At 30.6% G+C, this 24,655-nt stretch carries 30 protein-coding genes, 1 tRNA gene and 1 riboswitch; of the genes, 7 read left to right on the top strand and 24 right to left on the bottom strand.

The window, feature by feature from the left end; translation table 11 throughout:
- Positions 1–71 precede the first annotated feature (71 nt).
- Positions 72–147, top strand: a tRNA-Pro gene (locus B3Z56_RS15050).
- A gap of 126 nt (positions 148–273) precedes the next feature.
- Here the strand turns inward: B3Z56_RS15050 and B3Z56_RS15045 are convergent.
- On the bottom strand, positions 274–690 hold the full coding sequence (locus tag B3Z56_RS15045; RefSeq protein WP_346848830.1) for a hypothetical protein: 417 nt from the start codon (positions 688–690) through the stop codon (positions 274–276).
- A 163-nt stretch (positions 691–853) separates the two neighbouring features.
- Here B3Z56_RS15045 and B3Z56_RS15040 point away from each other — a divergent pair, with 163 nt between their 5' ends.
- A complete protein-coding gene (locus tag B3Z56_RS15040; protein ID WP_346848829.1) occupies positions 854–1,507 on the top strand; it encodes an HAD family phosphatase in 654 nt (217 codons plus the stop codon).
- A gap of 69 nt (positions 1,508–1,576) precedes the next feature.
- On the opposite strand, the gene ybaK is transcribed toward B3Z56_RS15040, so the two are convergent.
- Positions 1,577–2,053, bottom strand: a complete 477-nt coding sequence (gene ybaK / locus B3Z56_RS15035; RefSeq protein ID WP_346876353.1) for a Cys-tRNA(Pro) deacylase — start codon at positions 2,051–2,053, stop codon at positions 1,577–1,579.
- Positions 2,054–2,194: 141 nt separating this feature from the next.
- On the opposite strand from ybaK, the gene B3Z56_RS15030 reads away from it, so the two are divergent.
- On the top strand, positions 2,195–2,638 hold the full coding sequence (locus B3Z56_RS15030; RefSeq protein WP_346848827.1) for a hypothetical protein: 444 nt from the start codon (positions 2,195–2,197) through the stop codon (positions 2,636–2,638).
- A gap of 95 nt (positions 2,639–2,733) precedes the next feature.
- Here the strand turns inward: B3Z56_RS15030 and B3Z56_RS15025 are convergent, their stop codons facing one another.
- Complete coding sequence (locus B3Z56_RS15025; protein WP_346848826.1) at positions 2,734–3,915, bottom strand: cyclopropane-fatty-acyl-phospholipid synthase family protein; 1,182 nt, start codon at positions 3,913–3,915, stop codon at positions 2,734–2,736.
- 71 nt (positions 3,916–3,986) lie between these two features.
- Positions 3,987–5,891 carry an endonuclease MutS2 gene (locus tag B3Z56_RS15020; protein ID WP_346848873.1) on the bottom strand — a complete coding sequence of 635 codons (1,905 nt, stop codon included), beginning with the start codon at positions 5,889–5,891 and terminating at the stop codon, positions 3,987–3,989.
- Positions 5,892–6,326: 435 nt separating this feature from the next.
- On the opposite strand from B3Z56_RS15020, the gene B3Z56_RS15015 reads away from it, so the two are divergent.
- Positions 6,327–7,007, top strand: coding sequence for a lysoplasmalogenase (locus B3Z56_RS15015; RefSeq protein WP_346848825.1), 681 nt, complete (start codon positions 6,327–6,329; stop codon positions 7,005–7,007).
- A gap of 90 nt (positions 7,008–7,097) precedes the next feature.
- Here B3Z56_RS15015 and B3Z56_RS15010 read toward each other — a convergent pair whose 3' ends face one another.
- Complete coding sequence (locus B3Z56_RS15010; protein WP_346848824.1) at positions 7,098–8,339, bottom strand: hemolysin family protein; 1,242 nt, start codon at positions 8,337–8,339, stop codon at positions 7,098–7,100.
- Between the two features lie 363 nt (positions 8,340–8,702).
- On the opposite strand from B3Z56_RS15010, the gene B3Z56_RS15005 reads away from it, so the two are divergent.
- On the top strand, positions 8,703–9,074 hold the full coding sequence (locus B3Z56_RS15005; RefSeq protein WP_346848872.1) for a YmaF family protein: 372 nt from the start codon (positions 8,703–8,705) through the stop codon (positions 9,072–9,074).
- Between the two features lie 264 nt (positions 9,075–9,338).
- Here B3Z56_RS15005 and B3Z56_RS15000 read toward each other — a convergent pair whose 3' ends face one another.
- Together B3Z56_RS15000 and pepV are read right to left on the bottom strand one after the other, a co-directional pair.
- Complete coding sequence (locus B3Z56_RS15000; RefSeq protein ID WP_346848823.1) at positions 9,339–9,794, bottom strand: YdeI/OmpD-associated family protein; 456 nt, start codon at positions 9,792–9,794, stop codon at positions 9,339–9,341.
- 343 nt (positions 9,795–10,137) lie between these two features.
- A complete protein-coding gene (gene pepV / locus B3Z56_RS14995) occupies positions 10,138–11,541 on the bottom strand; it encodes a dipeptidase PepV (RefSeq protein ID WP_346848822.1) in 1,404 nt (467 codons plus the stop codon).
- A gap of 237 nt (positions 11,542–11,778) precedes the next feature.
- Between pepV and B3Z56_RS14990 the strand changes: the two genes are divergently transcribed.
- Positions 11,779–12,672 (top strand): DUF1002 domain-containing protein, encoded by an 894-nt coding sequence (locus B3Z56_RS14990; RefSeq protein WP_346848821.1) that lies wholly within the window; start codon positions 11,779–11,781, stop codon positions 12,670–12,672.
- Positions 12,673–12,727: 55 nt separating this feature from the next.
- Here B3Z56_RS14990 and B3Z56_RS14985 read toward each other — a convergent pair whose 3' ends face one another.
- The 5 genes from B3Z56_RS14985 to B3Z56_RS14965 form a co-directional block, all read right to left on the bottom strand.
- The gene (locus B3Z56_RS14985; protein WP_346879121.1) at positions 12,728–13,153 is read right to left on the bottom strand and encodes a hypothetical protein; all 426 of its coding nucleotides are present in this window, start codon (positions 13,151–13,153) and stop codon (positions 12,728–12,730) included.
- A 138-nt stretch (positions 13,154–13,291) separates the two neighbouring features.
- Positions 13,292–13,481, bottom strand: a riboswitch (cobalamin riboswitch).
- Positions 13,482–13,613: 132 nt separating this feature from the next.
- Positions 13,614–14,192: a DUF4269 domain-containing protein gene (locus B3Z56_RS14980; RefSeq protein ID WP_346879120.1), complete on the bottom strand. Its 579-nt coding sequence runs from the start codon at positions 14,190–14,192 to the stop codon at positions 13,614–13,616.
- Between the two features lie 6 nt (positions 14,193–14,198).
- Complete coding sequence (locus B3Z56_RS14975; protein ID WP_346879119.1) at positions 14,199–14,990, bottom strand: HAD family hydrolase; 792 nt, start codon at positions 14,988–14,990, stop codon at positions 14,199–14,201.
- 18 nt (positions 14,991–15,008) lie between these two features.
- Entirely contained in the window at positions 15,009–15,437 is a 429-nt protein-coding gene (locus B3Z56_RS14970; protein ID WP_346848817.1) for a GNAT family N-acetyltransferase, read from the bottom strand.
- 64 nt (positions 15,438–15,501) lie between these two features.
- Positions 15,502–16,065 carry an HD domain-containing protein gene (locus B3Z56_RS14965; protein ID WP_346848816.1) on the bottom strand — a complete coding sequence of 188 codons (564 nt, stop codon included), beginning with the start codon at positions 16,063–16,065 and terminating at the stop codon, positions 15,502–15,504.
- A gap of 354 nt (positions 16,066–16,419) precedes the next feature.
- Here B3Z56_RS14965 and B3Z56_RS14960 point away from each other — a divergent pair, with 354 nt between their 5' ends.
- Positions 16,420–16,590: a hypothetical protein gene (locus B3Z56_RS14960; protein WP_346848815.1), complete on the top strand. Its 171-nt coding sequence runs from the start codon at positions 16,420–16,422 to the stop codon at positions 16,588–16,590.
- A 77-nt stretch (positions 16,591–16,667) separates the two neighbouring features.
- On the opposite strand, the gene eutM is transcribed toward B3Z56_RS14960, so the two are convergent.
- The 12 genes from eutM to cutD all read right to left on the bottom strand — a co-directional run bounded on the left by eutM (position 16,668) and on the right by cutD (position 24,634).
- A complete protein-coding gene (gene eutM / locus B3Z56_RS14955) occupies positions 16,668–16,958 on the bottom strand; it encodes an ethanolamine utilization microcompartment protein EutM (protein ID WP_346848814.1) in 291 nt (96 codons plus the stop codon).
- Positions 16,959–17,030: 72 nt separating this feature from the next.
- Positions 17,031–17,681, bottom strand: a complete 651-nt coding sequence (locus tag B3Z56_RS14950; protein ID WP_346879118.1) for a phosphate propanoyltransferase — start codon at positions 17,679–17,681, stop codon at positions 17,031–17,033.
- Positions 17,681–19,279, bottom strand: coding sequence for an acetaldehyde dehydrogenase (acetylating) (locus B3Z56_RS14945; RefSeq protein ID WP_346879117.1), 1,599 nt, complete (start codon positions 19,277–19,279; stop codon positions 17,681–17,683). Before B3Z56_RS14945 ends, B3Z56_RS14950 begins: the two co-directional genes overlap by 1 nt.
- A 34-nt stretch (positions 19,280–19,313) precedes the next feature.
- Positions 19,314–19,991: a BMC domain-containing protein gene (locus B3Z56_RS14940; RefSeq protein ID WP_346848811.1), complete on the bottom strand. Its 678-nt coding sequence runs from the start codon at positions 19,989–19,991 to the stop codon at positions 19,314–19,316.
- Between the two features lie 17 nt (positions 19,992–20,008).
- The gene (locus B3Z56_RS14935) at positions 20,009–20,671 is read right to left on the bottom strand and encodes a cupin domain-containing protein (protein WP_150843642.1); all 663 of its coding nucleotides are present in this window, start codon (positions 20,669–20,671) and stop codon (positions 20,009–20,011) included.
- A gap of 78 nt (positions 20,672–20,749) precedes the next feature.
- Entirely contained in the window at positions 20,750–21,013 is a 264-nt protein-coding gene (locus tag B3Z56_RS14930; protein WP_035134869.1) for a EutN/CcmL family microcompartment protein, read from the bottom strand.
- The gene (locus B3Z56_RS14925; RefSeq protein WP_035134867.1) at positions 21,010–21,312 is read right to left on the bottom strand and encodes a BMC domain-containing protein; all 303 of its coding nucleotides are present in this window, start codon (positions 21,310–21,312) and stop codon (positions 21,010–21,012) included. The genes B3Z56_RS14930 and B3Z56_RS14925 overlap by 4 nt, the downstream gene beginning before the upstream one ends.
- Positions 21,313–21,330: 18 nt before the next feature.
- Positions 21,331–22,176: an ethanolamine utilization protein EutJ gene (gene eutJ, locus B3Z56_RS14920; RefSeq protein WP_346848810.1), complete on the bottom strand. Its 846-nt coding sequence runs from the start codon at positions 22,174–22,176 to the stop codon at positions 21,331–21,333.
- Entirely contained in the window at positions 22,158–22,838 is a 681-nt protein-coding gene (locus B3Z56_RS14915) for a cobalamin adenosyltransferase (protein WP_346848809.1), read from the bottom strand. The genes eutJ and B3Z56_RS14915 overlap by 19 nt, the downstream gene beginning before the upstream one ends.
- A gap of 6 nt (positions 22,839–22,844) precedes the next feature.
- Positions 22,845–23,291 (bottom strand): EutP/PduV family microcompartment system protein, encoded by a 447-nt coding sequence (locus B3Z56_RS14910; protein WP_346848808.1) that lies wholly within the window; start codon positions 23,289–23,291, stop codon positions 22,845–22,847.
- Positions 23,288–23,641 carry a BMC domain-containing protein gene (locus B3Z56_RS14905; protein WP_035134859.1) on the bottom strand — a complete coding sequence of 118 codons (354 nt, stop codon included), beginning with the start codon at positions 23,639–23,641 and terminating at the stop codon, positions 23,288–23,290. Before B3Z56_RS14905 ends, B3Z56_RS14910 begins: the two co-directional genes overlap by 4 nt.
- A gap of 39 nt (positions 23,642–23,680) precedes the next feature.
- On the bottom strand, positions 23,681–24,634 hold the full coding sequence (gene cutD, locus B3Z56_RS14900) for a choline TMA-lyase-activating enzyme (protein WP_346848807.1): 954 nt from the start codon (positions 24,632–24,634) through the stop codon (positions 23,681–23,683).
- Between the last annotated feature and the right edge of the window lie 21 nt (positions 24,635–24,655).

The following is a 24,655-nucleotide window of genomic DNA, read 5'->3' as shown; positions in this document are numbered from 1 at the left end:
AATATCGCAAAACTTTTTGCATAAAATATGTTGACAACCTATTAAATATATCATATAATAATTTTTGTCGGCGGGGTGTGGCGCAGATGGGAGCGCGCGTGGTTTGGGACCATGAGGTCGCAGGTTCAATCCCTGTCACCCCGACCAAAAGGAACATGAATGTCATGTTCCTTTTTATTTTACTATATATGTTTTTATTTACTATAGGAAGATAGTGTTTTGTAACTAGACCTTAAATCTGCTATAAGAACAATGTCTTTTTTTAATAATATATCATTTGGTGAAAATTATATGCATTACTAAAGAAACAATATATATTAATATTATAGTTGTATGAAACTTTCTTATTTGGCCCCTCTTATCTCTATAAATAAATTTATTTATAATTCCAGTAGCTACCATTATTAAAACACACACAAAGGTTGCAATTCCCCAAAAAGAAAAACTTTCCTTATAATTCATTATTAACATATGAATTATTGAAGAAATAAATGCACCCACTCCAAACACCCCATGGTTTTCTTCTAAAACATTATTTATGTTAATAGTTTTATTTATTATGCCTCTATGTTTTTTCTTTGACAAACCTTTAATAAACTTATTATAAAACCCTAAAGATACTACTCTTGACAATGCTCCTAAAGTAAATATAACCGAAATAACCCCCCAAAACTTACCTAAAAGATCCATAGTTTCCCCCCTTTATTTTACTAATACATTATATGTTTTTAATTTTATTACATTCTTTCTTATTACTTTTTTATTAGTAGTAAAAGGTAGTTTCCACATTATATTCATTACTCTTTACATTAAAAGTTTTATTTGTTATGTTAATATGCGGGGGTGATAATATATGTTTAAAAATATAGACGCTGCAATTTTTGATATGGATGGTACTATAGTTGATTCTATGTGGGTATGGAATAAAATCGATACGGAATACCTAGCTAAACATAATTTAGATGTGCCTCCATCATTAAATAATGACATTGCTCATCTTAGCTTTAATGAAGTAGCTATTTACTTTAAGAATTCCTTTAATTTACCTTATACCTTAGAAGAAATTAAAGAGCATTGGAATGACATGGCTTATGAAGCTTACTGTAATAAAGTGAAACTAAAGCCTGGTGTTAAAGAATTTTTTAACCTACTTAAAGAAAATAATATAAAAATTGCATTGGCTACTAGCAATAACACTTTACTTTTAGAAGCTTGCTTAAAAGCTAATGGAATATATGAATATTTTGATACAATAGCCTTAACTAATGAGGTAAAAAGGGGAAAAGATTTTCCAGATGTATATCTTCTAGCAGCAAATAAATTAGGTGTTTCTCCTGATAAGTGCATGGTTTTTGAAGACTTACTTCCAGCCATTCAAGGTGCTAAAAAAGCTGGTATGAAGGTTATAGGCGTATATGATGAACATTCCCTAGAGCAGCACAATGACATGAAAGCTTTAGCTGATGATTTTATATTAGATTATGTTAGTTTTTCTTTAGCTATATAATAATTAAAGGTAGTCTTAGTAAGAATTAAATTATCTTCTAGGACAACCTTTATTTCTTTTATGTATATTTTAATTCACAATAGGACCGGTTTCAGCATTTATCAGCTGAATTAAATCCCTTGGTCCTATTTCTACTTGAAATCCAATTTTACCACCACTTACAATGATTTTATCTAGATTCAGGGATGAATCATCAATTACAGTATTATAATTTTTCTTCATACCTATAGGCGAGCATCCACCTCTAATATATCCCGTTATCTTAAGCATATCACTAACTTTTATCATTTCTACTGACTTTTCTCCTACACGCTTTGCCGCCGCCTTAAGATTCAGTTCCTTTGCCACAGGAACTACGAATACATAAAAATCTCCACTATGGCCTTTTGTAACAAGAGTCTTAAATACATTCTCTACTGCTACTCCAAGTTTATTGGCTACTGATATTCCATCTACAGCACTATCCTTAACCTCATATGTATATATATTATAATTTATATTACTATTATCTAGTATCCTCATCACATTAGTTTTAGTATTAGCCATTTATTCATCAACTCCTCACATAGAATTATATCACTAAACTTTTACTAGTTTTATTAATATTACTTATTAATTTTACTAAGTCTATTTCATAAATAAAAGGAATATATTTATACTACCAAACTCTTTTATGGAGGTACATTCGTGATAAAAACTTTTTTCATTTATGTCCTACTTCTTACCTCTGGTGGATTAGGAATTTTATATTATCTTTTAAATGATAAATATAACAAACAAAATATTCAAGTAAGGGTTCTAACAAAACAAAATAATAGTTTAACATCTCAATTAAACACTATTAATAAGCCAAATGAAACTTTAAAAGTTTACTCTAGACCTATTAGATTTAATACTGGTGAAACAATAAAACGGTGCTCTCTTTATATCTCACCTCTCAGTAATAGTCCTATACTCCGCTCCATCCCATCTAACTCAAGGGTAGCAATTCTTGATGGAGTTGAAGCTTTAGAAACCTTATGGTACGAAGTACGCCTTATAACCTCTGACACAGTAAATACAAAGGGTTTTGTTAGACAAGAATTGATTAAAGAACTTCAAATTATAGAAACTCACATTATAAAAAATTAAATCTTTCTCTAAAAGAAATCAAATTATTCATAGTATTATTAAAATTTTTAAAAACAAAACGACCAGGATATACTTGGCCGTTTTATTCTTTAAAATTATTTATCCATATATTCTCTTGTAGGTGGTAGATCGTTTTTAGCTCCTTTAGTAAATAGCATTTGATGTAAATCTACAACTCCATTATTAAATGAAGCCGCACAAGAACATAAATATATTTCCCACATTCTTATAAATCTTTCATCTACCAATTTTTTAATTTCATCTATATTATCTTGAAAATTTTTATACCAATAAAGCAATGTTTTCTTGTAATGAAGTCTTAAACTTTCTACATCTATAGTACAAAACTTATGCTCACAAGCAGTATCCATTATTTCTCTTATACTAGGAATTACACCGCCTGGAAAGATGTATTTTTTAATCCATGGGTCTCCTTGAGATTCATGGATACTACTTATATAGTGTAATAAAAACTCACCTTTAGGATTTAATACTTTACTTACATTATCAAAGAATAAACTGTAATTTTCTCTTCCAACATGCTCAATCATACCAACACTAACTACTCTATCAAAGGTCATACCTGAATCCTTTAATTTTCTATAGTCTAAAAGCTTAACTTGTAGATACTCCCTTAGGTTTTCCTTCTCAATTAGCTCTGAAAACCCCTTATATTGTTCTTCACTAAGGGTTATACCAACGCCATGGATTTTATATTTTTTAGCAGCTTCTACTAATAAATACCCCCAACCACATCCAATATCTAATAAGCTCATACCTTCCTTTAAATTAAGCTTATTAAGTATATGATATATTTTATTCATCTGAGCTTCTTCTAATGTATCATTATCATTTTTAAAGTAAGCGCAAGAGTAACTCATGGTTTTATCAAGCCATAACTTATAAAAATCGTTTCCTATATCATAATGAGAACATACCTCCTCCTTTTGATGCTTTAAAGAAGTAGAAGTATGCAGTAGCTTTTTAAGACCTTTTATATCTAAGGTAAACTTATCTATGTTACTTAATAGCGTATCAAGAGCATAGTATAGATCTCCTTCTATTAAATCTATATCTCCATTCATATAAGCTTCTCCTAAAGCGAGAGAAGTACTTTTTAGCAAATCAGTTTTATTAGGTAATTTTCTTATAACTATCTTAAACTTAGGTTCACCTTCACCTATAATAAATTTCCCTTCGTCCTTATATTTTACCGAAAAAGGAACTGTATCAAACTGTTTTAAAAATCCTTCAATTAAACTTTTTTCTATTGCCATAATTTCCTCCACTAATTAACAAAATCTTTTTATATTATGGACAATATTTTCTATAAGAATACAAAGGTTACTTATTGTTCACAAATTCCCTTTTGGGATTCCTTTCTAATTTTTTTAAGTGCTTTTTTAGAACCTCTTTCTATATCATGTTCTAACTTTCTTTCCTTATAAGCTATAAAAATCTGATTTAAGTCATAACCTTCAGGATATAACTCTGTAGCACTAACCTCTAGCTTTAACCTCTTATAATTCACTTCAATAAAATCACCATCTAAAAATACAATTATATTATTAAATTCATCTTTTTCTTTATATACAACCCCTGGTAACTTCTTATCTAGAACAATAACCCTATCACCTTTTTCATAGTTATAGGATTCTTCACTATAATTATCAACTTCTTTATTTCTATTAATCTTGCTATCTCTTAACAATTCATAGTTATAACTTTTAGTTTCAATATATTTTCTTGTTCTATCTATTATTTTATCAGCTATACCCATTTTTTTTGAAATATAAAGGGCATTACTATTTCCACTCTTCCCAATAGAAATCTTATATAGTGGATCTAAGGTCTCTCTTTGGAATTCCATGGCTGCATTTTCAAAATCAGGATGATTCTGAGAAAAGTTCTTAATCTCTCCATAATGAGTAGATGCTATGGTAATGCATCCTTTATGATAAAACTCCTCTAGTATCGCAATAGCAAGTGCTGCTCCTTCATTAGGTTCTGTACCACTTCCTATCTCATCCAAAAGAAGAAGGGTATTTTTATTACTCTCCTTTAAAATTCCACTAAGATTCTTAACATGAGATGAAAATGTACTTAAAGCGTTTTCCACACTTTGATCGTCTCCAATATCCACAAATATTTTCTCAAATATGGCTATTTCGCTTCCTGATTCAGCACCTATATGAAATCCACTTTGCGTAGCTAATGTAAGAAGTCCCACTGTCTTTAACACCACTGTCTTCCCCCCTGCATTAGGTCCAGTTATAATCAAGGTTCTATAATCATCCCCTATATTAAAATCTAGCGGAACGGCATTTTTAATTAATGGATATCTACCCTTAATTATATTTATATATCCATGATTATTTAGAATTGGCTGTATTCCATCTATATCTTTACTATATTTTGCTTTTGCTATAATCATATCATATTCTGCAATGACTTCTATATTTATCTTTAACTCTTTAATCCTCTCAAATATCATATCAGTTAATGTTGCAAGTATTCTATACTCTTCCATGGCCTCTTCTGATTTTAGTGTAGTTAACTCCGTAGTATACTTTGATACAGAACTTGGCTCTATAAATACAGTAGTCCCTTTAGAAGACACTTCTACAATAGATCCTTGAACTTGATTCTTATAGGAAGCTTTTATAGGAATTGTATATCTACCATTCCTTTGACTTATAAAAAATTCTTGAATATATTCTTTATTGGCACTACTTCTTATAAACTTATCTAACCTTTCTTTTATCTTTTCTTCACAACTTTCTATATGTCGTCTAATTCTCTTAAGTTCTTTACTAGCATTAGAATCCACTATGCTTCCTTTAATTGAAGTCTCTATTTCCTCTTCAATATATTTTAATTCTGTGATACTTTTACCATAAGCACTTAAAGTTGGCGCATATCCTTCTTTATCTTCTATAAAAATTTTAACCTTTCTGCATCCACGCAAAAAATTATCTATTGTTGTTAGCTCTGATGGTTCAAGCACTGAGCCTTTTTCAATCTTATCTATCAAAGGAGCAATATTAAATATTCCCTTTAATGGCATGTGATAAGAAGCATCAATAAGGTTTCTACCTTCAGATGTTTCCTCTAACATTCTTTTCACTTGCTTAATATTATTACTAGGTTGAAGTTTATCTAGTAACTCTCTTCCTAATCCACTTACACAATAAGATTTAATAATTTCTTTTATTTTATTATAATGTAATTTTTCCAATGTACTAATATTCATTTTCACGATTCCTTTACTTATTATTAAGTCCATGAAATCCTTCATAGATTTCCAAAATAAAAAAAGCCATGGATACTCCCACAGCTTTAAACTTGCCATTAACAGAGATAGCTATAGCTATCCTAAGGTAAATTTCGTGGACTTGTATCTTTAATAGTTTTAATTAATCCCACAACAAATAAAGGTATATACTACCCAAATTTTTAAGATTAATATTTAATTACTATTTTAAATACTAGACACTCACAAAAATACCTCTCTCTCATTTTCGAAATCTATGTAACTTAATGTTAAAGCATTATTTATAAAAAATCAATACATTTTTTAAATCAAATATATCCATTAATAAAATATTTTCTTTTCCATTGTTTTACTTATATGTAACATATGCTATAATAATTTTATTACTTGTATTTTATTGAAGGAGGGTTAAGTATGTTATCACTTACATTTTTTATATTTATGCTAATATCACTAGGATTTCTAATATACTTTAATTATCATCCTCATGGCTATAAAATGCCTATAGTTAAGACTATTACTAGTCTATTATTTATTGCTATATGCGTATCTAGCTATAAAATTCTTTACTTCAATACCCAATACTTCATATTTATACTTTTTGCATTAATAACATCTTTAATTGGAGATGTATTCCTTGCCTTTAATACTAATAAAGATGATGAAGTAAGCAAAATGTTTGTATATGGATTAATTAGTTTTTCTATTGCTCATATATTCTTTTCTTTAGCCTTTGCTACTCTTACCCCTGTGCTAATTTGGCATGTTCTATTATTTATTCTAATTTCAATAATCTCTATTCTATTTTTAAATCTAATAAAAGGCTTTGATTTTAAGGGAGCCTATAAACTAGTTGTTACTTATTCAATTATAATTAGTTTTATGGTTACAAGGGCATTATCATTAACTCCCTTAATCCATGAAAACTTTTTAAGTACTATACTTATAATTATAGGTGCATGTCTCTTCTTTTTATCTGATTTAATTTTGTGTTTTATATACTTTCATAAAAAATCACCATCTTACATGACAGCATTGAACTTGTTATGTTACTATGTAGGACAAGGTCTTATAGCTCTTAGTTTAGCTCTATAACAGCTTTACAACATAAGCAGTATAAATTCTATAAATAAAAAATAGATATTAGTATAGTTTTATTAATATCTATTCTTTATTTGCTCCAACCTATGTATATATTCTAATTTTCTTTATCCTATTCCTATCTATATCTTCAATTATAAATCTATAATTACTATAAATTATTTCTTCGCTTATATTAGGGAATCTTCCTAGCACACCTATTATAAATCCACCTATGGAATCAAATTCCTCGGACTCAATTTTTGTTCCTATAAGTTCATTTATATCCTCTATTCTAACACTTCCTTCAACTATATACTCATCTTCCTTTACCACATATATTTCTGGTTCTTCATCATCATATTCATCACTTATATCCCCAACTATCTCCTCTATTAAATCTTCAATAGTTACAATTCCAACGGTTCCACCATATTCATCAAGGACTACTACCATATGCTGCCTATTTTTATTCATATCTTTAAATAGCTCTGTAACCTTTCTAAACTCATAGGTATAGGTTATTTCCCTCATATAGTTTTTCAAACTAAATCCCTTAGTATCTTCCATAAATATAATATCCTTAACATTTAATATCCCCACTATATTATCTATAGTATTTGAATATATAGGTATTCTTGAAAACCCTTCTTCCTTTATAACTGAAATAATCTTATCCAAACTTTCCTCTATATCTAAAGCTATTATGTCTACCCTTTGAACCATAACATCCTTTGCATAAAGGTCTCCAAATTGAAATACATTATGAATCATATCCTTTTCCTCTGACTTTAGTATACCTTCCTCTTCACTAACGTCCACCATAGTTTTTAATTCATCTTCTGTTATAAATGGTTTATTACTATCACTTTTCCCTCCAAGTAATTTTATAAAGAACTTTGATATTGTAGTAGTTATGATAACTACTGGTTTAAGCATCTTACTTACAATAAATATTGGATTTGCAACTCTTAGTGATATTTGCTCAGAATTTTGTGAAGCTAAAGTTTTTGGGGTAATCTCACCAAAAATAAGTACTACTATAGTCATTATTATAGTACTTATAGCCACACCTCTACTTCCAATAAGATTAATAGCTAAAACCGTTGCTAAAGAAGATGATGCTATATTCACAACATTATTCCCAACTAAAATTGATGCTAATAAGCTACTAGGATTATCAGTTAATTCCTTAACTCTATTAGATCCCTTTATGTTTTCCTCTACCATATGTCTAACCCTTATCTTACTAATAGACATTAAGGCAGTTTCTGATGCAGAGAAAAAGCTAGATAGTATTATTAATATTATTAATCCTATAATCTGTATATATATTATTGAACTCAAACCTACTCCTCCTCTCACTTAACTAATATCTACTTCAATTGATATTAAACAAAACTTTAAAAGTAGTAATGAAATAAAATATATATCTTAATTATGCTACATTTCACTCTAAAATATTATCTAAAAGGTTTTATAAGAAAAATATATCTTTTAATAAAATATATTTTTAAAAATCATAATAAAGGTGTCACCAATATATTAGAATAATCATAATATGTAGTATGCCTCTAAGGTATTGGAGGGAAATAAATGAGTAATATGTATAGTAACTATAATAATTATAATGATGCTTATGAAGACTATGAGAATTATGAATGTTATCCTAACTATTCTAATTATGAATATGATGCCAATGATAACTATATGAACCACAATAACTGTAGTAATAATTCTAATGACTCTTGTAGACACAAAGAGCAAACCCATGTTCATGAATATACTGGTAGTACAATAATAGCTTCTGAAGATTGTTCAGTTCATAACCATCGATTTGCTGGGGTAACTGGTGAAGCTATTCCTTACCGTAACTCACACGTCCATAAGCTTCAAACAAATACTGATTTCTATGATCACTTTCATGAAATTTGTGATACAACTGGACCAGCTATTCCGGTTGGCAATGGAAGACATGTTCACTTTGTAAAAGGAAGAACTTCTGATGAAGATGACCATACTCATAAATATATGTTTGCGACTTTAATTGAATCACCAACTCTTTGTAACCACAAAAGATAATATATAAAGTTATTTAACTTAAAATAGAATAACTACAACCTAGTAAATTCCAGGTTGTAGTTTAAATAATATTCTCTATACATACTCTAGCTTCATAAGATTCCCTTTTACAATTTGTCCCCCCCAGGTACTTTTAAAGGAATGAAACTAGAGTTTATACAACCCAAAACTTATTAAAATCCCTGTAATATAGTATTGCAGGGATTTTATTATACAGACTATTCATCAATAATCTTTGTACTACATAGGATTTGGGGACTTTATTTATAGCTTCTCTTTATTAATTAACTTATTTATCGAATCCTCTACTCGTTTTTTTCGTGTTTCTTCCTTTTTAGCAGAATCTATATAATCCACATATTTCTTCTGATTAGAGTAAGATAAACTATTCCAAAAATCATATACTTCATTAGATTCTTCAATTCTTATTTTAAAATCTTCAGGAAGATTAATTTTTCTTTCTTCCTCATCCTTTTCAACTGTAACTTTAACATAATCTCCAATATCTTTATTTATCTTTTTTCTTATATCTTTAGTTACACCTATTATGTGGCACTCTGTTCCCATTTTAACAATAGATCCCCTATATGGCACCCCATCAAAAGTAGCTTTAACTTTAACCCTCTTAGCTCCAAAAATTTCTTCTACATTAAAAGGTATCTCTATATATGCTCCACCTTTTCCCATTGCTTCTTTAAGTTGTCCTTCAAACTTCTCCATTATATTATTCTCCTTTATATATGAAATAAAATATTCACTATAACTTCGATATGTTATAACATAATATACTAATTATAATAAAATCTCACTTAGGAAACTATACAAATATTCATATAGGAAACTATTTACATATAAGCCTATTTAACTATATAACTAGTTAACTAGTTGTTTTATTCATGCGGGTTTCTGGGATTTTGCTGTTTTATAACATGGTTAAATCCATGTTATAATAGGGATAATATTTAATACTCTTCTTACCTATTTAACTACTATAAAATAGCCTAGCTAAGATAAATGAAATTATTATTCTACTTATCCTAACTAGGCTTATTAAATTAAAATATTATTTACATAGATCAATAATTACTTGAGTAAATATTTTAGCACTAAGTAGAAGTTCATCTACTACTGCAAACTCATCATCCCCATGTAAATTATTATCAGTACCTGGCATTGTACATCCAAAAGCTACTCCATTATTAATATGGTGAACATAGGTACCTCCTCCTATGGCTATACATTCTCCCTTTTGTCCACTATATTCTTCATAACATTTCAAAAGAGTTTGTATAAACTCGGAGTTTTCATCAACATGATGAGCTGGGAACATATCATCCCTAGATAAGATTATATTATCCTTTGCCATATTGTCTCTTAAAACATCACGCACATTTTCATTAGTTGCACAAAGTGGCGCTCTACAATCAAAGGTTCCGCTTAACTCTGAAGTAGTATATTTAAATATATTTAAAGTTATAGTTAATTCACCAGATAAATCATCACTCATCTTAACACCACAAGCTTCCCCCTTGAAATCTCCATGTGGGAATAACTTACTAACAGCACATAGCTTCTTAAATCCTTCACTATTAGCGCATGGCATAGATGTAAGTAACTGTAACATTCCTGTAAGAGCATTATTTCCATTTTCAGGAGTAGACGCATGTGCTCCTGCTCCCTTGGCCTTAATAACCCAGCTTTCACCGTCTTTATCAAAGGTGAATTTTAAATTTGTGCTTTTTGCTGCATCTATACAATATTTATTTATTTCTTCCTCTGAGAAGCCTTCCACAACTGCAATTGCAGTGTCTGGAACTACATTAACCTTAACTCCACTTGTCATAGAAACTACTCTTGGTAAATTGTTATCTTCTTCAAACTTACTTTCAAAGGGACTATGTAGTCCTCCCTTTTCAATATTTATAACAGGAAAGTCTGCATCAGGTGAAAAGGTCATAGGTGCTTCTTTCTCTTTTTTATAGTAATATGCTATATCAGAACTTCCACATTCCTCATCTGTTCCTAATATAAGACGAACATTTTTACTTAAAGGTATATTTAAATCTTTAACAGCCTTTAAAGCATATAAAGCTGCTAATGCTGGTCCCTTGTCATCAGCTGAACCTCTTCCATATAATTTACCATCTTTCATTATTGGCTCAAAAGGTTTTGTAACTGTCCAATCATCACTAACCGGTACTACATCTAGATGGGCTAAAATATCTAATTGCTTTTCTTTATCATTAAAATCAATAGCTCCTACATAGTTATCATAATTTGTAGTATTAAATCCCATACCTTCTGCTAGCTCTAAAGCAGCCTTAAGAGCCTTTGCTGGGCCCTCTCCAAAAGGCATATCTTCTTTAGCCTCTGATCTATCACTTCTTATTCTTATTAAATCACATATGTCATTTAACATTTCATCCTTATGATTGTGAAAATATTCTTCTATTTGATTTTTATACATCCAAATCCCACCTTTATTTTAAAATTTAACTATAATTCCATTCTAATACTAAAATTGTTTTATTTCCATAGATGTTACAGTTAATTTACGCTTTTCGTTTCTTACAAATTTATTAATATTTATTCTATATCCTATAAATATAAAATATAATATATATAATAAGATATATAAAGTAACTATCTAGATTTTATTATATAGATAGTATTACTTACATTTTAAGTATAAGGAGAATTTAACATGTCAAAGAAATTTTTTAAAAAATTAGCTATGACTATAGGTATTTTAACATGTATATCTATACCTACAACTGCTTTTGCAGATATTCATGGTGAATATCCAAGTGGTGAAATTCTAAGCTTTGGTTCTGATTTAAGTGATAGTCAAGAAGCTCAATTAAGAAAGTACTTTAAAGCTCCAGACAATATTGAAGCTATATATGTAGACAGTAAAATGGCACTAAAACAATTTGGTCTTGATGAAAAAGAATTAGCCAATTTTACAGGTGGATGGTATTCTAGTGCCTATGTTAAGCTATTACAAAAGGAAAATGGCGTAACAGTAAACTCTTCTAACTTAACACTAGTAACTAATGATATGCTTGCAAATGCATTAATTACTTCTGGAATATTGAATGCAGAGGTTACAGCCTCAGCTCCTTTTGAAGTAACTGGAGAATCAGCTCTTGCTGGAATCCTTGCTGGTGCTGAGAATATAATGGGTGGTGAGTTATCTACCTCTAATAAAAAAGCAGCTCAAGAGGAAATAGACGTATCCCTAGACTTAGCTGAAGAGATAGGGGATACAGAAGCTTCTGCAATTATCAACGAAGTTAAAACAGCTGTTATAAAAGACAAGCCTTCTAGCGAAGAGGAAATTAAAGAAATTATTGAAAAAGTTGAAAAAAAATATGATGTAGATATAAGTGCTACCATTCAAAACAATATGGTTGCATTAATGTCTAATATAAATGACCTAGACTTAGATTATTCTAAACTTAAGGATACCTTAGACAAAAGTGCATCTAAATTTAAAGATGAAATGGAAGCTCTAGGAAAAGAACTTAAGGATTCAGGCTTCTTTGATAAACTATTTAGCTGGATTAGCGATTTCTTCAGTTCACTTTTTAACTAAAATAAAGATTTAATTAAAAAAATAAACCGTACCTTTTAGGGTACGGTTTATTTTTTTATAATTTGTTAGTAAACTCTATCATATGATTATATAATTTATCTATGTTATCATGGTTATCCACGTAGAATTTATATAGTTCATTATAGGATACATTTTTTATAGTTTCTTCACAGTTTCTAAATCCTTTTAAATAGTTATAAAACTCAGATGATATTTGTGGTAAAAATCCAGCATCTACTGAGTTGTCTATACTTACACTATATAAATTTTCATTATAAGGCTCGCTTATAGTCACTAAGCATTTACTCATATATTTTCCTAAAAGCTTTATAAAGTTAGTAAATTCCGCCTTAAAATTTCCTTCTGAAGTATCTGGTTTTTCATTATTCCTATCTATAATATTATCTAAGTTTTTTAAAACCTTTGGTATTTCTGATATAACTAATAATAAACTTCCCTTATCAAATTGTGCTCTTTTCATATACACTCACTCCTTACTAATAATTTAAATTTATTGCTTTATTAATGGCAAATTAAAAAACCTCTTAGCTACTAAAACTAAAAGGTCTTAAATCTTATCTATCATAGATTAAATCACACCCTTCCATCTCTCGTAGAATTATAGTGTAAAAAATAGGCAGGTGTTCTGACTCAAGTATCATTATTTTCTTCTGCCTTCCCATAAAAACAGTGGCATATTAGAAGAAAACTCCTCTCTTACAGCGGCGGGACCGTGTGGGATTTTCACCCAGCTTCTCTTTTAATCAGTTATAGGAAAATATAACCGAACCCATCTTCCATAATATTCAATTGTTACTATTATATTATACCCTTCTAATTTTCATGTCAAACCATTAATTATTGCCCTAACCATTGTTTTACCTTCAAATTAGAAGTTTTAGTAGTTCTTTTAATGTTTATTGCTGAATATCTAATTTTAACTAACTATTTCTAATATTATCTAACATATCTTTAATCTTTTTATCACTATATTCTTCTAATTTCAATAGCTCATCATATGGATTTCCATCTAAACCTAAGTGTTTTGCAAAAGCCGGTTCTGTTTTCAATCCATTTTTCTTAAGGATAACAACCTCTTCTCTAGTTCTTTCTCCACCTAATCTAAGTATTCTATCTTCCACTACCATATGCCTATAACCATTCTGTTTACAACTATCCAATGACTGAGCATATATTTCTATTTCAATATCCTCCACATAAAAGTTTACAGTTAATATTGTCTCATTATCTGTACTATTATTACTTATATGAAATTTACTGAACATAGAATACCTATCTTCTACTATCTTCTGAAATTCCTTAAAATCATAAACTTCACATACTATATCTAAATCACTGTTTTCTATATCAATATTAATAGGTATAGTCCCTACTAATATTGGATTAAACTTTCTTAAAACATTAAATATATCTAGCTCCTTAAGTACCTTATATGAATTTTGTTGTTTTCTATTACCATGTTTAAGGTAGTTTATATTTATAAAATCTTTATTGTTCATATTAATCTAATTTTCATCCTTCTCTAGGAACTTTTCACTAATAAAAGTTGCTACACCATCCTCATCATTACTTCCTGTAATATGTGATGCACATTCTAAAATTTCTTCAATTGCATTTGATACTGCTATGCCTTGTCCACAATGTTTTATCATTCCTAGGTCATTAATATCATCACCAAATGCAGCTACCTCTTCTAGGCTTATATTTAAATATTTAACTATTTCGTTAATGGCATTAATTTTTGTTGCCTCTCTATGGGCAAATCTACACCAATCTTCTCCAACGTAAGTTAGAAAACTACATTGTGGATATTTAGAGGCTAGCTCCTCTGCAGCTTTACTCTCGAAAACCTCCACAGTTATTTTATAGGTCATACATTTTAGTGACTTGGAATAATCATTATATTTAGCATGAGTATAATCTTCACCGAATTTATTTATCTCTTCACTATTGGAATAATATCCACTTTCAGTTTCAACAGTTATTTCACCAATATTTGAACTCATCACACAATCTTTAATTAGGGAATCAGATACCTGTGCTGATAACATACATTTATAAATAACTTCATCTTTGCACTTTGCTAATGCTCCCCCATTAGAAATTACAATATCAGGATTAATTAATTTAATATAATTTGCAGCAGCTTGCTCTGAACGGGCTGTAGCTATAGCAATATATACTCCCTGATCCTTACATCTTCTTATAACATCTAAACTATAGTTAGAAATGCTTTTATCCGTCCTTAAAAGGGTTCTATCTAAATCAGTTATAATCAATTTTATCTTCTTCTCCATATTAATCCCCCAACTAAATTAATTTTCTTTATTAATGCTTAAATTATAGTAATTTAAATCCTCTCTTTTCTCCCATCCCATGGATCTCCAAAACCCATTCCCAACTTCATTATTAGTAAATACAACTAGTGCAGCTTTATTTATTCCTTCGCATTTTAAGGCATTAATAACTGAATTGACTAGCTTTTTCCCAATACCTTTTCCTCTGTATCTCATATCTACAGCAGTATGATAAACATATCCTCGTCTACCATCATGTCCACATAATATACTTCCTACTATTTTACCATCTTCTTCAGCTATAAAATTAGTAGTAGGGTTTCTCCTTAGAAATTTATCTATACCTTCTTTAGAATCATCTAAATTTCTTAGACCCATTCCAGGGGTAGAAGTCCATAGTTTAAAAATATCCTGGTAGTTTGAAATTTTCATTTCTACTATTTCCATATTAAGAACCCTCCATATTTTTTTACTACCTTATTTAAATATGTATAATACATCTCAACACTAATTATCTTAATATAGCTTGAATCATATTTCTTTTATCTTGATAATATTCTTTGCTCTCTTTAGACATTTTATTATAGCTTCTTTCAAGTTTGCTTTTAACAAACTCTAACCCATCATCAATATTCAGTTTTCTTTGAACAAATGCCAAATAAAATAGTGATGGCAATGTATCGTAATGAGAAATAGCATCAGCATCAGCAACGCATATTTCTTCCTTAGTTGTTTTTTCTTTTAATACACTTCCACGGTGATTTAATATACATAATTTAACTAACTCAATTTTATCTGTTGGATAATTATATGATTTTAAGATTTTCTCTGCCATATTTGCACCATGAATATGATGATTTTCGTATAACTTATAATCTGTGATTGAAGCTATATCATGCAACCATCCTGCAATTTCGCATACCTCAACATCTGCTTTATATAGTGTAGCTAATTCAACTGCATTATTCGCTACGCTTTCAATATGTTCATAACTTCCAACACCAAAAAAATTATTTGGACTTTCACATCTTCTTTTTACATCTTCCTTTATCTTCTCAATTATATTCCTTTCCATTTTTCCTCCATTCACCAAGCTACATCACTTATTAAAATATAATACTATTCAATTATCAAAAATCTATTTACTTAACCTTATCTACAATTGTAAAATATCTAAATTATCTTCTTGATAATATGAATTATATATAATTCTACTGCTCATTTAAATAATTATAATACATTTTATACATAATTATCTAGTTATTCTAAAATTATCTTTAGTATATTTTATAAACTTAAGACGAAAATTTTTTCAATAGTTATTTTTACAATATGACTAATGCTGCAATAAAACTAACCCAACTCATAATATTTTTTACTTTATGGAAGAACATTTAGAAGATTATAAATATGAAGTATGTTACCCGTCATGAAAAAAGGTACTGGGCAAATATCTACTACTGCTTCTGCTGTAAATGTGCAAAATTATGTAAAGTTATCAGAAGAGAAAATTCATAAAATAATGACAGAGAACCAATACAAACTTAACTTATCAGAAAAACAAAAAATAAGATGGCATAAAAATGCATTTATTTGGTAATAAAGTATTATTTCGTTAAAAAAACGCCGCTAAATTATCTTTAGCGACGTTTCTATTTTTAAAATGTTATTAAAATCCTATTTTACAGCTTCTTTAGAAGATGGAAGAATTACTTCAACCTCAGAATGTGGACGTGGGATTACGTGAACTGATACTAATTCTCCAACACGTTGTGCAGCAGCAGCTCCAGCATCTGTAGCAGCTTTAACAGCTCCAACATCTCCTCTAACCATAACAGTTACAAGTCCGCCTCCAACATATTCTTTACCTATTAAATATACGTTAGCTGCTTTAACCATAGCGTCAGCTGCCTCAATTGATCCTACCAAACCTTTTGTTTCTATCATTCCTAATGCATCGTATTTCATTTTATAATCCTCCTAAATATCTTTTATTTATATTATAATTTTTAATTATAACCACTTATTTTGTTACTTTTTTTACTTTACAATTGTTACTTTTGACTTTGAGTTAATGCCCATTGCATTAGCCTCTTCTATATCAAGATGACATTCAAGTTTTGAAGCATCATTAGCTCTAATAGCTACATTACTATATATTCCGCCTCTTAAATCGTCAAATTTTATACATACTGTATCTCCATCACAAACTCCTAAGTTTTTAGCATCTTCAGGTGTCATGTGAATATGTCTTTGTGCAACTACTAAGCCTTCTTCAATTTGAACAGAGCCTTTTGGTCCTACTAATGTAATCCCAGGAGTTCTGCTTAAATCTCCAGATAGTCTTACATTTGATGCTGCTCCAAGTTTAATGCAATCTCCATTTAATACTTCAACCTGAGTCTTACTTCTTACAGGTCCAAGGATTCTAACTTTCTCGATTGCACCTTTTGGTCCGCAAATTGTTACAAGTTCCTTGCATGCATATTGACCTGGTTGAGATAAGTCTTTAAGTTTTGTAAGACTATAATCTGTACCAAAAAGACTCTCTAAATCCTTTTGTGAAAGATGTACATGTCTATTGGAAACTCCTACTGGAATCTCAGATGAATTTCCCTGAGATGCAGTTTTTTGTCTATCGTTTTTCACAGCTTCTAGTAAAAGCTTTAATACTGCTTCACAATTATCCATTAGTTTGCCCCTTTCATAGCGGCAACTATTTGATTAACTAAATCTAAAAGCTCTTCATTTTTTGTGCTATCAGTATTGCATTCAGTGCAAGTATTAGTATTGTTAACGCAAGCGTTATCTTTATTTAAAGCCGCTGCAGCTGCTGCAATTTGAGCTGGACTCATATTCATAAGTTGATTTTGTACGCTGTGACAATTCTCAGCAGTTTTTATGCAGTTGAAAGTTGGGTCATTAGATGCTAATGTTGCGCAGTCTTTTAGACCATAAGCAACTCTCTTAATGTTTATAAGGTGCTCAGGAGTAACATTTTCAGATACTGAGCTTCCTCCCCATGTACCACAACCTAAAGTGAATGAAGGATTAAGACCTGTGCTTGCACCTGTTCCACCTTGTGTTCCACCAGTGTTAACAAGGATACGAGAAGCTGGCTTTTTAGCAAACTTCATAACTATATCTTTATTTTCAGTATGGATACTCATTGTGTGACCAATTCCATTTTGAAGTAATTCAATACTTAAATCACATGCTTGGTAACAATCTTTTACTGTATAGAATCCAAGAACTGTTGTAAGTTTTTCAAATGATAATGGATTACCTTCGCCTACTCCGTTTTGTCTTCCTATAAGTACTTTAGTTCCTTGAGGAATTTCAATTCCTGCAGCACTTGCAATAACTTGTGGACTTCTTCCTACAAATTTAGCATTCATCGCATGTCCATTTTTGAATAATAATTTACAAACTTTATCAGTTTCTTCTTTAGTCATGAAGTATCCACCATGCTTTTTGAACTCTTGAATAACTGCAGCTTCATTACATTCTTCACAGATTATTGATTGTTCTGATGCACAGATTGTACCATTATCAAAAGTTTTACTTGCCATAATATTTCTAACAGCTTGTTCTATGTTGGCAGTTTTTTCTATGTATGCTGGAGAGTTTCCTGCACCAACACCTAGAGCTGGTTTTCCTGCACTATAAGCAGCTTTAACCATTCCTGGACCACCTGTAGCTATTATTATAGCAACTTCTTTGCTTTTCATTAACTCATTTGTAGCTCCAATTGAAGGTGAAGTTACACATGTTATAACATTCTCTGGTGCACCAGCTTCAACAGCTGCATCGTGCATTAATTGAGCTGCTTTAATTGTACATTTTGCAGCAGATGGGTGTGGTGAGAATACTATAGCATTACGAGATTTAATTGAAATCATAGCTTTGAAAATAGCAGTAGAAGTTGGGTTTGTTGAAGGTACTATACCCATAACTAAACCAACTGGCTCAGCAATCTCTATTATCTTGTTTACCTCATCTTCTCTAATTATATCGATAGTTTTCATATCTTTAATTGATTCATATAGTATAGTAGCTGCTAAATGGTTTTTAAAAGTTTTATCTTCAACTTTACCAAAACCAGTTTCTTCAACTGCCATTTGTGCTAAACAAACTGCATTTTCTTCTGCAATTCTAACCATGTTACGTAAAATTTTATCGATTTGCTCTTCAGTATAATCAGCAATTTTATTAGCTGCTACCTTTCCAAGTCTAGCAAGATCTCTCGCTTCTTGTATTGAACGTAAATCTTTATCAAAGTTCTCCATTGGTCATTACTTCCTTTCGTAAACCTTACAATATCTAATTTTTCTCGTAATACAACTTGAATTTAGCAAGTAATTGATTTTTACCTGCTTTTGAAATTACTCTACCTGTAATTCCAAAATCTTTATATTCACGAGCTAGATTTCTAAGCTTAACTACCTTTAGCTTAGATAATATTAAAACGGTTTTTTCAATACCATTTTTAATAACTAAATTATCTACATCATCTTTATGTAGATTCTCTAAACTTCCTTTATGAAGTTTATCTAAATCATTGTCTAAAGCATCACTATTTTGAATTTCTTCAACTTCTTCAGTTTCTTGAATTTCTTCTACAACTTCTAAGTCTTCTGCATCTTGGATCTGCTGAGTCTCTTGAATCTCTTCAGGTTCTTCAACTTTTTCATCAGATACTAAAGCCTCTTGAGTTTCCACTGAAGATTTAGATCCAATTATGCTTTCCAACTCCTCATGAGGACGTGGAATTACATGTTCTGATACTAAAGCTTCTTCATTAAGATTTTTAACAGCTGCTACTCCAGCTTCTATAGCTGCTTTTACTGCACCTACATCACCTGTAACTGCAATTGTAACAAGACCGCCACCTACATAGGTCTTTTCAATAATACTTACATCTGCGGATTTCACCATTGTGTCAGCTGCCTCAATAGATGCAAGTAATCCTTTTGTTTCTATTAAACCAAGTGCTTGCATAGGTCAATCCCCCTAATTTATAAAAGATCTGCCCAGTTAGCTGGATATGTTGTGTAGAATACCCTTGCTTTATCTGGAGAACCCCAAACTACTTTAGAACCAGATGGAACAAATAGCACATCTCCAGCATGAGCTGTATATGTTTTTCCATTGATTTCAACTGTTAAAGTTCCCTCGATAACATAGTCAATCTCTTCATAAGTTAATTCCCAATCAAATTTTGAATTTTCAATAACTAAAAATCCAGCACTCATTTTTGATTCTTCTTTGCTTACTAACTCTTGAAAATAAGCTTTTGCATTTGGATTTCCAGTGTCGAATACGTCCATTTTTACTGTTTTTCCTCTAACAACTTTAAGTCCATTAGGATCACTTTCAGCTTCAAATAGAAGATTCTTTGGTTTTAAGCATTCAAGCATTTCTTGTAAAAGACCCTTGTCCATCATTGCTCTGAAGAAATTAAGCATCATTTCACTATCCATACCTTCTATGCTTGGGACCTTTTTAGCTTCTAAAGTCTCTACCTTAGGTGCAGGAGCTTCTGTAGTAAATAGTATTTCATTGTTCTTTGCAAGATCCTTAGCTGATGGTGTAATTATTTCACTACCATCTATATAAAATACTTTTTCACCCTTTAATATTAATTGTTCAATATCTTTTGCACAGATTAATTTTTTCATATTTTCACTTCCTTTCAAATAATATTGGTATCTATAAAAAACCTAAAATCCTATGATTATTTTTAAGAAAGATTGTGTTTAACCAAAGTTACAATCATTATCAACTATTCCAACAACAACTGCATCTACAGGTATATTATCATCGCCTAACATTCTACGAGCAGATGATCCAGTACTAACGATAACTCTATCACCAATACCTGCACTGATATTATCAACAACAATAAATCTACGTCCTTCATCTACTCCACCAATTTCCTCAGCAAGCATAAACTTAAGTCCGTTAAGTGATTCAGCTTTTCTAGTTGCCCATACATTATCAATAAGTCTTGCTACTATCATATTGTTTTTCCTTCTTTCATTTTCAGTTTAATCTCATTTATTGCAGATTCAACTGATGATGTGTCGCCAAAAATTCCAATTAAAACCATATGTTGGGGACATGTGCCCTTTATATCTTCAACAGTGACACCAGCACTTTTCTCAGCAATATCTGTAGCATATATCATATCGATAAGTTTGCCTTGAACAAGTCCTATTGCATCAACACCGTCTAATTTGGTTTTACAATTTCCACCAATTCGTCTTATAAGAATATCTTTAGTGCTCTGGGAAGGTGATTTTATAATTCTAAAATCCACTTTTAAACACTCTCCTTATTATTCCATAATATCTTGTGTACAACTTAATGCTATTCCAAGTGGTGTAACAAACATAGGATTCTTAGGTTTGTGAGTATAAACTCCAGTCTGTTTCTGAATAATTTCTTCAATTCCAGTCAAACAACAAGTACCACCAACTAAAGAAATCTCATTCACATCATGATTCTTGATATGCTGGTTAATAATTGATGACACCTTTTCAACTACTGGCTTTAACACAGGTAAAATTTCCTTGTGGTTTTCATTATCTCTTTTAAACTTATCTGCCTCTTTAAAAGGCATTCCATAAGCACCAGAAATAACTAATGAGAAATGAGTACCTCCTGTTGGTTCATCAACAACATAAACAACCTTTCCATCTTTTAAAATTGATATTCCAGTTGTACCACCACCGATATCAACAACTGCACCATTTTCAATTTTAAGTACAGCATTGGCAGCAGTAGGTTCATCTAACAGATTTGTTAATTCAAATCCTGCTGACTGAACTACATTTTTAATTGCTCCAGAATCTAAAGCATCTGTTCCAGGTGGAATTGCAGCAGCTGCATAAAGAAGCTCTGTATTCAATTTTTCCTCAATTTCCTGCTTAAGTTCTCTAACAATTCTTATGGCACCAATATAGTCTACAACCATACCATCACGAACCACATCTGCATACCTATACGCACCAGCCACCGGCTTATAGTTTTCATCTAAAACAGCCAATACTACACAAGCAGTACCTAAGTCCACACCTGTATAATAAACAGAAGAACCGTTAAGGATTGGCTTTTCTATAACCTCTTCAAAATCTTGAACCATCTTATCACAATATTCAAAAGTTAATTTTTTCTTTGACATTCTTTTCCTCCTACTGCTGAACAAATCAATTGAGACAGCGAATTAATTATTGAATTAGTGTTCTCCATAATTCTATTTTTTAAACCGTCATCATCATTTTTGTAGGTATCAATTATATCAAATTGTAATTCTCGCATAGCACAACGTAGTGCGTTCATTTTTAAAATTGCATTGCTTTTTTCAAGCTGCATATGAAATTCTGTTATTTCAAAACAATCATCAAGGTCAGTCATGAAATTTAATGGATTAATTCCAGTGCATTCTTTGCAGCAAATAGACTCAAGAACACCTTTTCCTTCCACAACATTTCTGATGTTTGATATTTTTCTACCTAAATTCATAACATTTTGTGCTAAAATGATATCTTCTCTTAATATTTCACTACTAGTAACAAGAAATACTGCCTCCATAGATTTCAACTTACAACAAAGTTTCTTCAAATATAAATTAGTGTTTCTCTCTGGTTTTACTGCTTCAGTCTTATTTTCTTGAGAAACATTTTTATCTTTTTTAGAATCATTATTATTCATTGTTATTCTCTTATCAGACAAATATTGAGCTGCTCCAGGTGTAAGGCGCTGTCCTTGTTGTAACTTGTAGGTATTAAAAGGTTCTTTTCGATATAAATCTCTCAAATACTCTTCGGTAATAAATTTCATCATTGACCTTTACTCCTCACCTTTTTCAAATAAATACTTTTTCAAAGCATCAATTCCTGTTGCCATTGGAAAACTAATATTAAAATATGGCTTTGATACTCCTATGTTCTTCAACTGTCGTAAACATTTTTCTTCATTTTCAGGTATCAAGTCACATTTTGTAATAACTCCAATCACCGGGCATCTAAAAGACTTTGCAAATCCATGGGAGTATATTTCATTGCAATTAGACTGATCAACCAATATAAGCACATGAGATGCATCTTGAGCTGCTGCTATTATATGCTTGTACATCCATGAATTTTCTAAATAAGCACTTGGAACATCAATAGTGTTTTTACCATAAATTAAATCTGGTGTTCGTTTTAGCGGACCATCATAATTATTTAGGGCATTAACTAATGTGGTTTTACCACATCTTGAAGGTCCAATTACCATTATGCGCTTTTTTCTCATGTCCTTGTAATGGGTGCCGGAGTAAATCCAAGCATATCTCTTAACGTATCGTTTACTGCTCCAAGTGCTGTTTCCACACTTTGAACATCGCCATTTATTACAACAGAACCTGTAAAACGATCAAGAAACCCAATTTCAACATTAGAAGACTTTGTAGCAATATCTGCTGCTATTATTGCAGTTTCATATGGAGAAAGAGTTAAAATCCCTATAGCTCCTTTTTCATCGATTCCAAGACGTTCATATATATCAGACATAGGTGACGCAATGATATGTGCTATTGTAATCTGCTTTCCTGGCACTGACTCTTGTATAACACGCTGTATGTTTCTATCAAGAAAATCTCCCATAAACCTTACCTTCCATCTTATTATCTATTTGAAAATTATTTAATGACGGATTACTTTTACATGTAAATCGTACTTTTTAATCCATCCTTCTATTCTATCTAAATCTTCATTCTTTAAACTTGGATCATCCTTTATAGGATATTCCATTCCTAATTGATTGTATTTATTTACCCCCATTTTATGATATGGAAGTAAGTCAATCCCTTTAAAATTTTTATAATCTTTGTATGGTGTTAAAAACTCCATAGTCTTTTCAATCTCATCTTGAGAATCATTTATACCTTTAAGTAAAGGCATACGAATCTTAACATTATATTTGCGGCGAAGTAGTTCTTGCAGATTTTCTAAAATCTGTTCATTCCTCACACCTGTTAACTGAAAGTGTCTATCAGAATTAATATGTTTAACATCAAATAGGAATAAATCTGTAAACTCCGCAACCTTAAGTACTGATTCAAGTTTTGCATAACCACAAGTTTCAATTGCAGTATTTATTCCTGATTGCTTACATGCCATTAACAGACTGCAAGCTGCTTCAGGCTGCATTAAAACTTCACCACCGCCTAATGTAACACCACCACCAGAAACTTCATAAAAAGTTCTATCTTCCTCTACAATCTCCAAAAGTTCCGAAATAGTTTTTACTTCTCCAACTATTGTTAAAGCAGATTTAAGACAAGCTTCTTTGCACTTACCACATCCGATACAATCAATATCACGATTAACTTCGTGCTTTAAAGTTTCATTAGATATGGTATGTATTCCAACAGGACAAACAGAAACGCAAGCCCCACAATTAACACATGAATTACTTTTAAACATAACTCTATGCTTTTTAACTAGTCCTTCAGGATTTGCACACCATTTACAACGAAGAGGACAACCTTGAAAGAATATTAAAGTTCTTACTCCATCTCCATCATACATGTTATATTTCTGTATATTAAAAATCGTCGCTTTTCGTTCGATTATACCTAAGTTTTCATTACTCATATTTTTCATTCTCCAGTTTCA

It is taken from the genome of Clostridium sp. UBA7791 (assembly GCF_002480755.1).
Lineage (GTDB): Bacteria > Bacillota > Clostridia > Clostridiales > Clostridiaceae > Clostridium_J > Clostridium_J sulfidigenes.
Note: the sequence above shows the minus strand (reverse complement) of the source record. Positions and strands in the feature narration are given on the sequence as shown.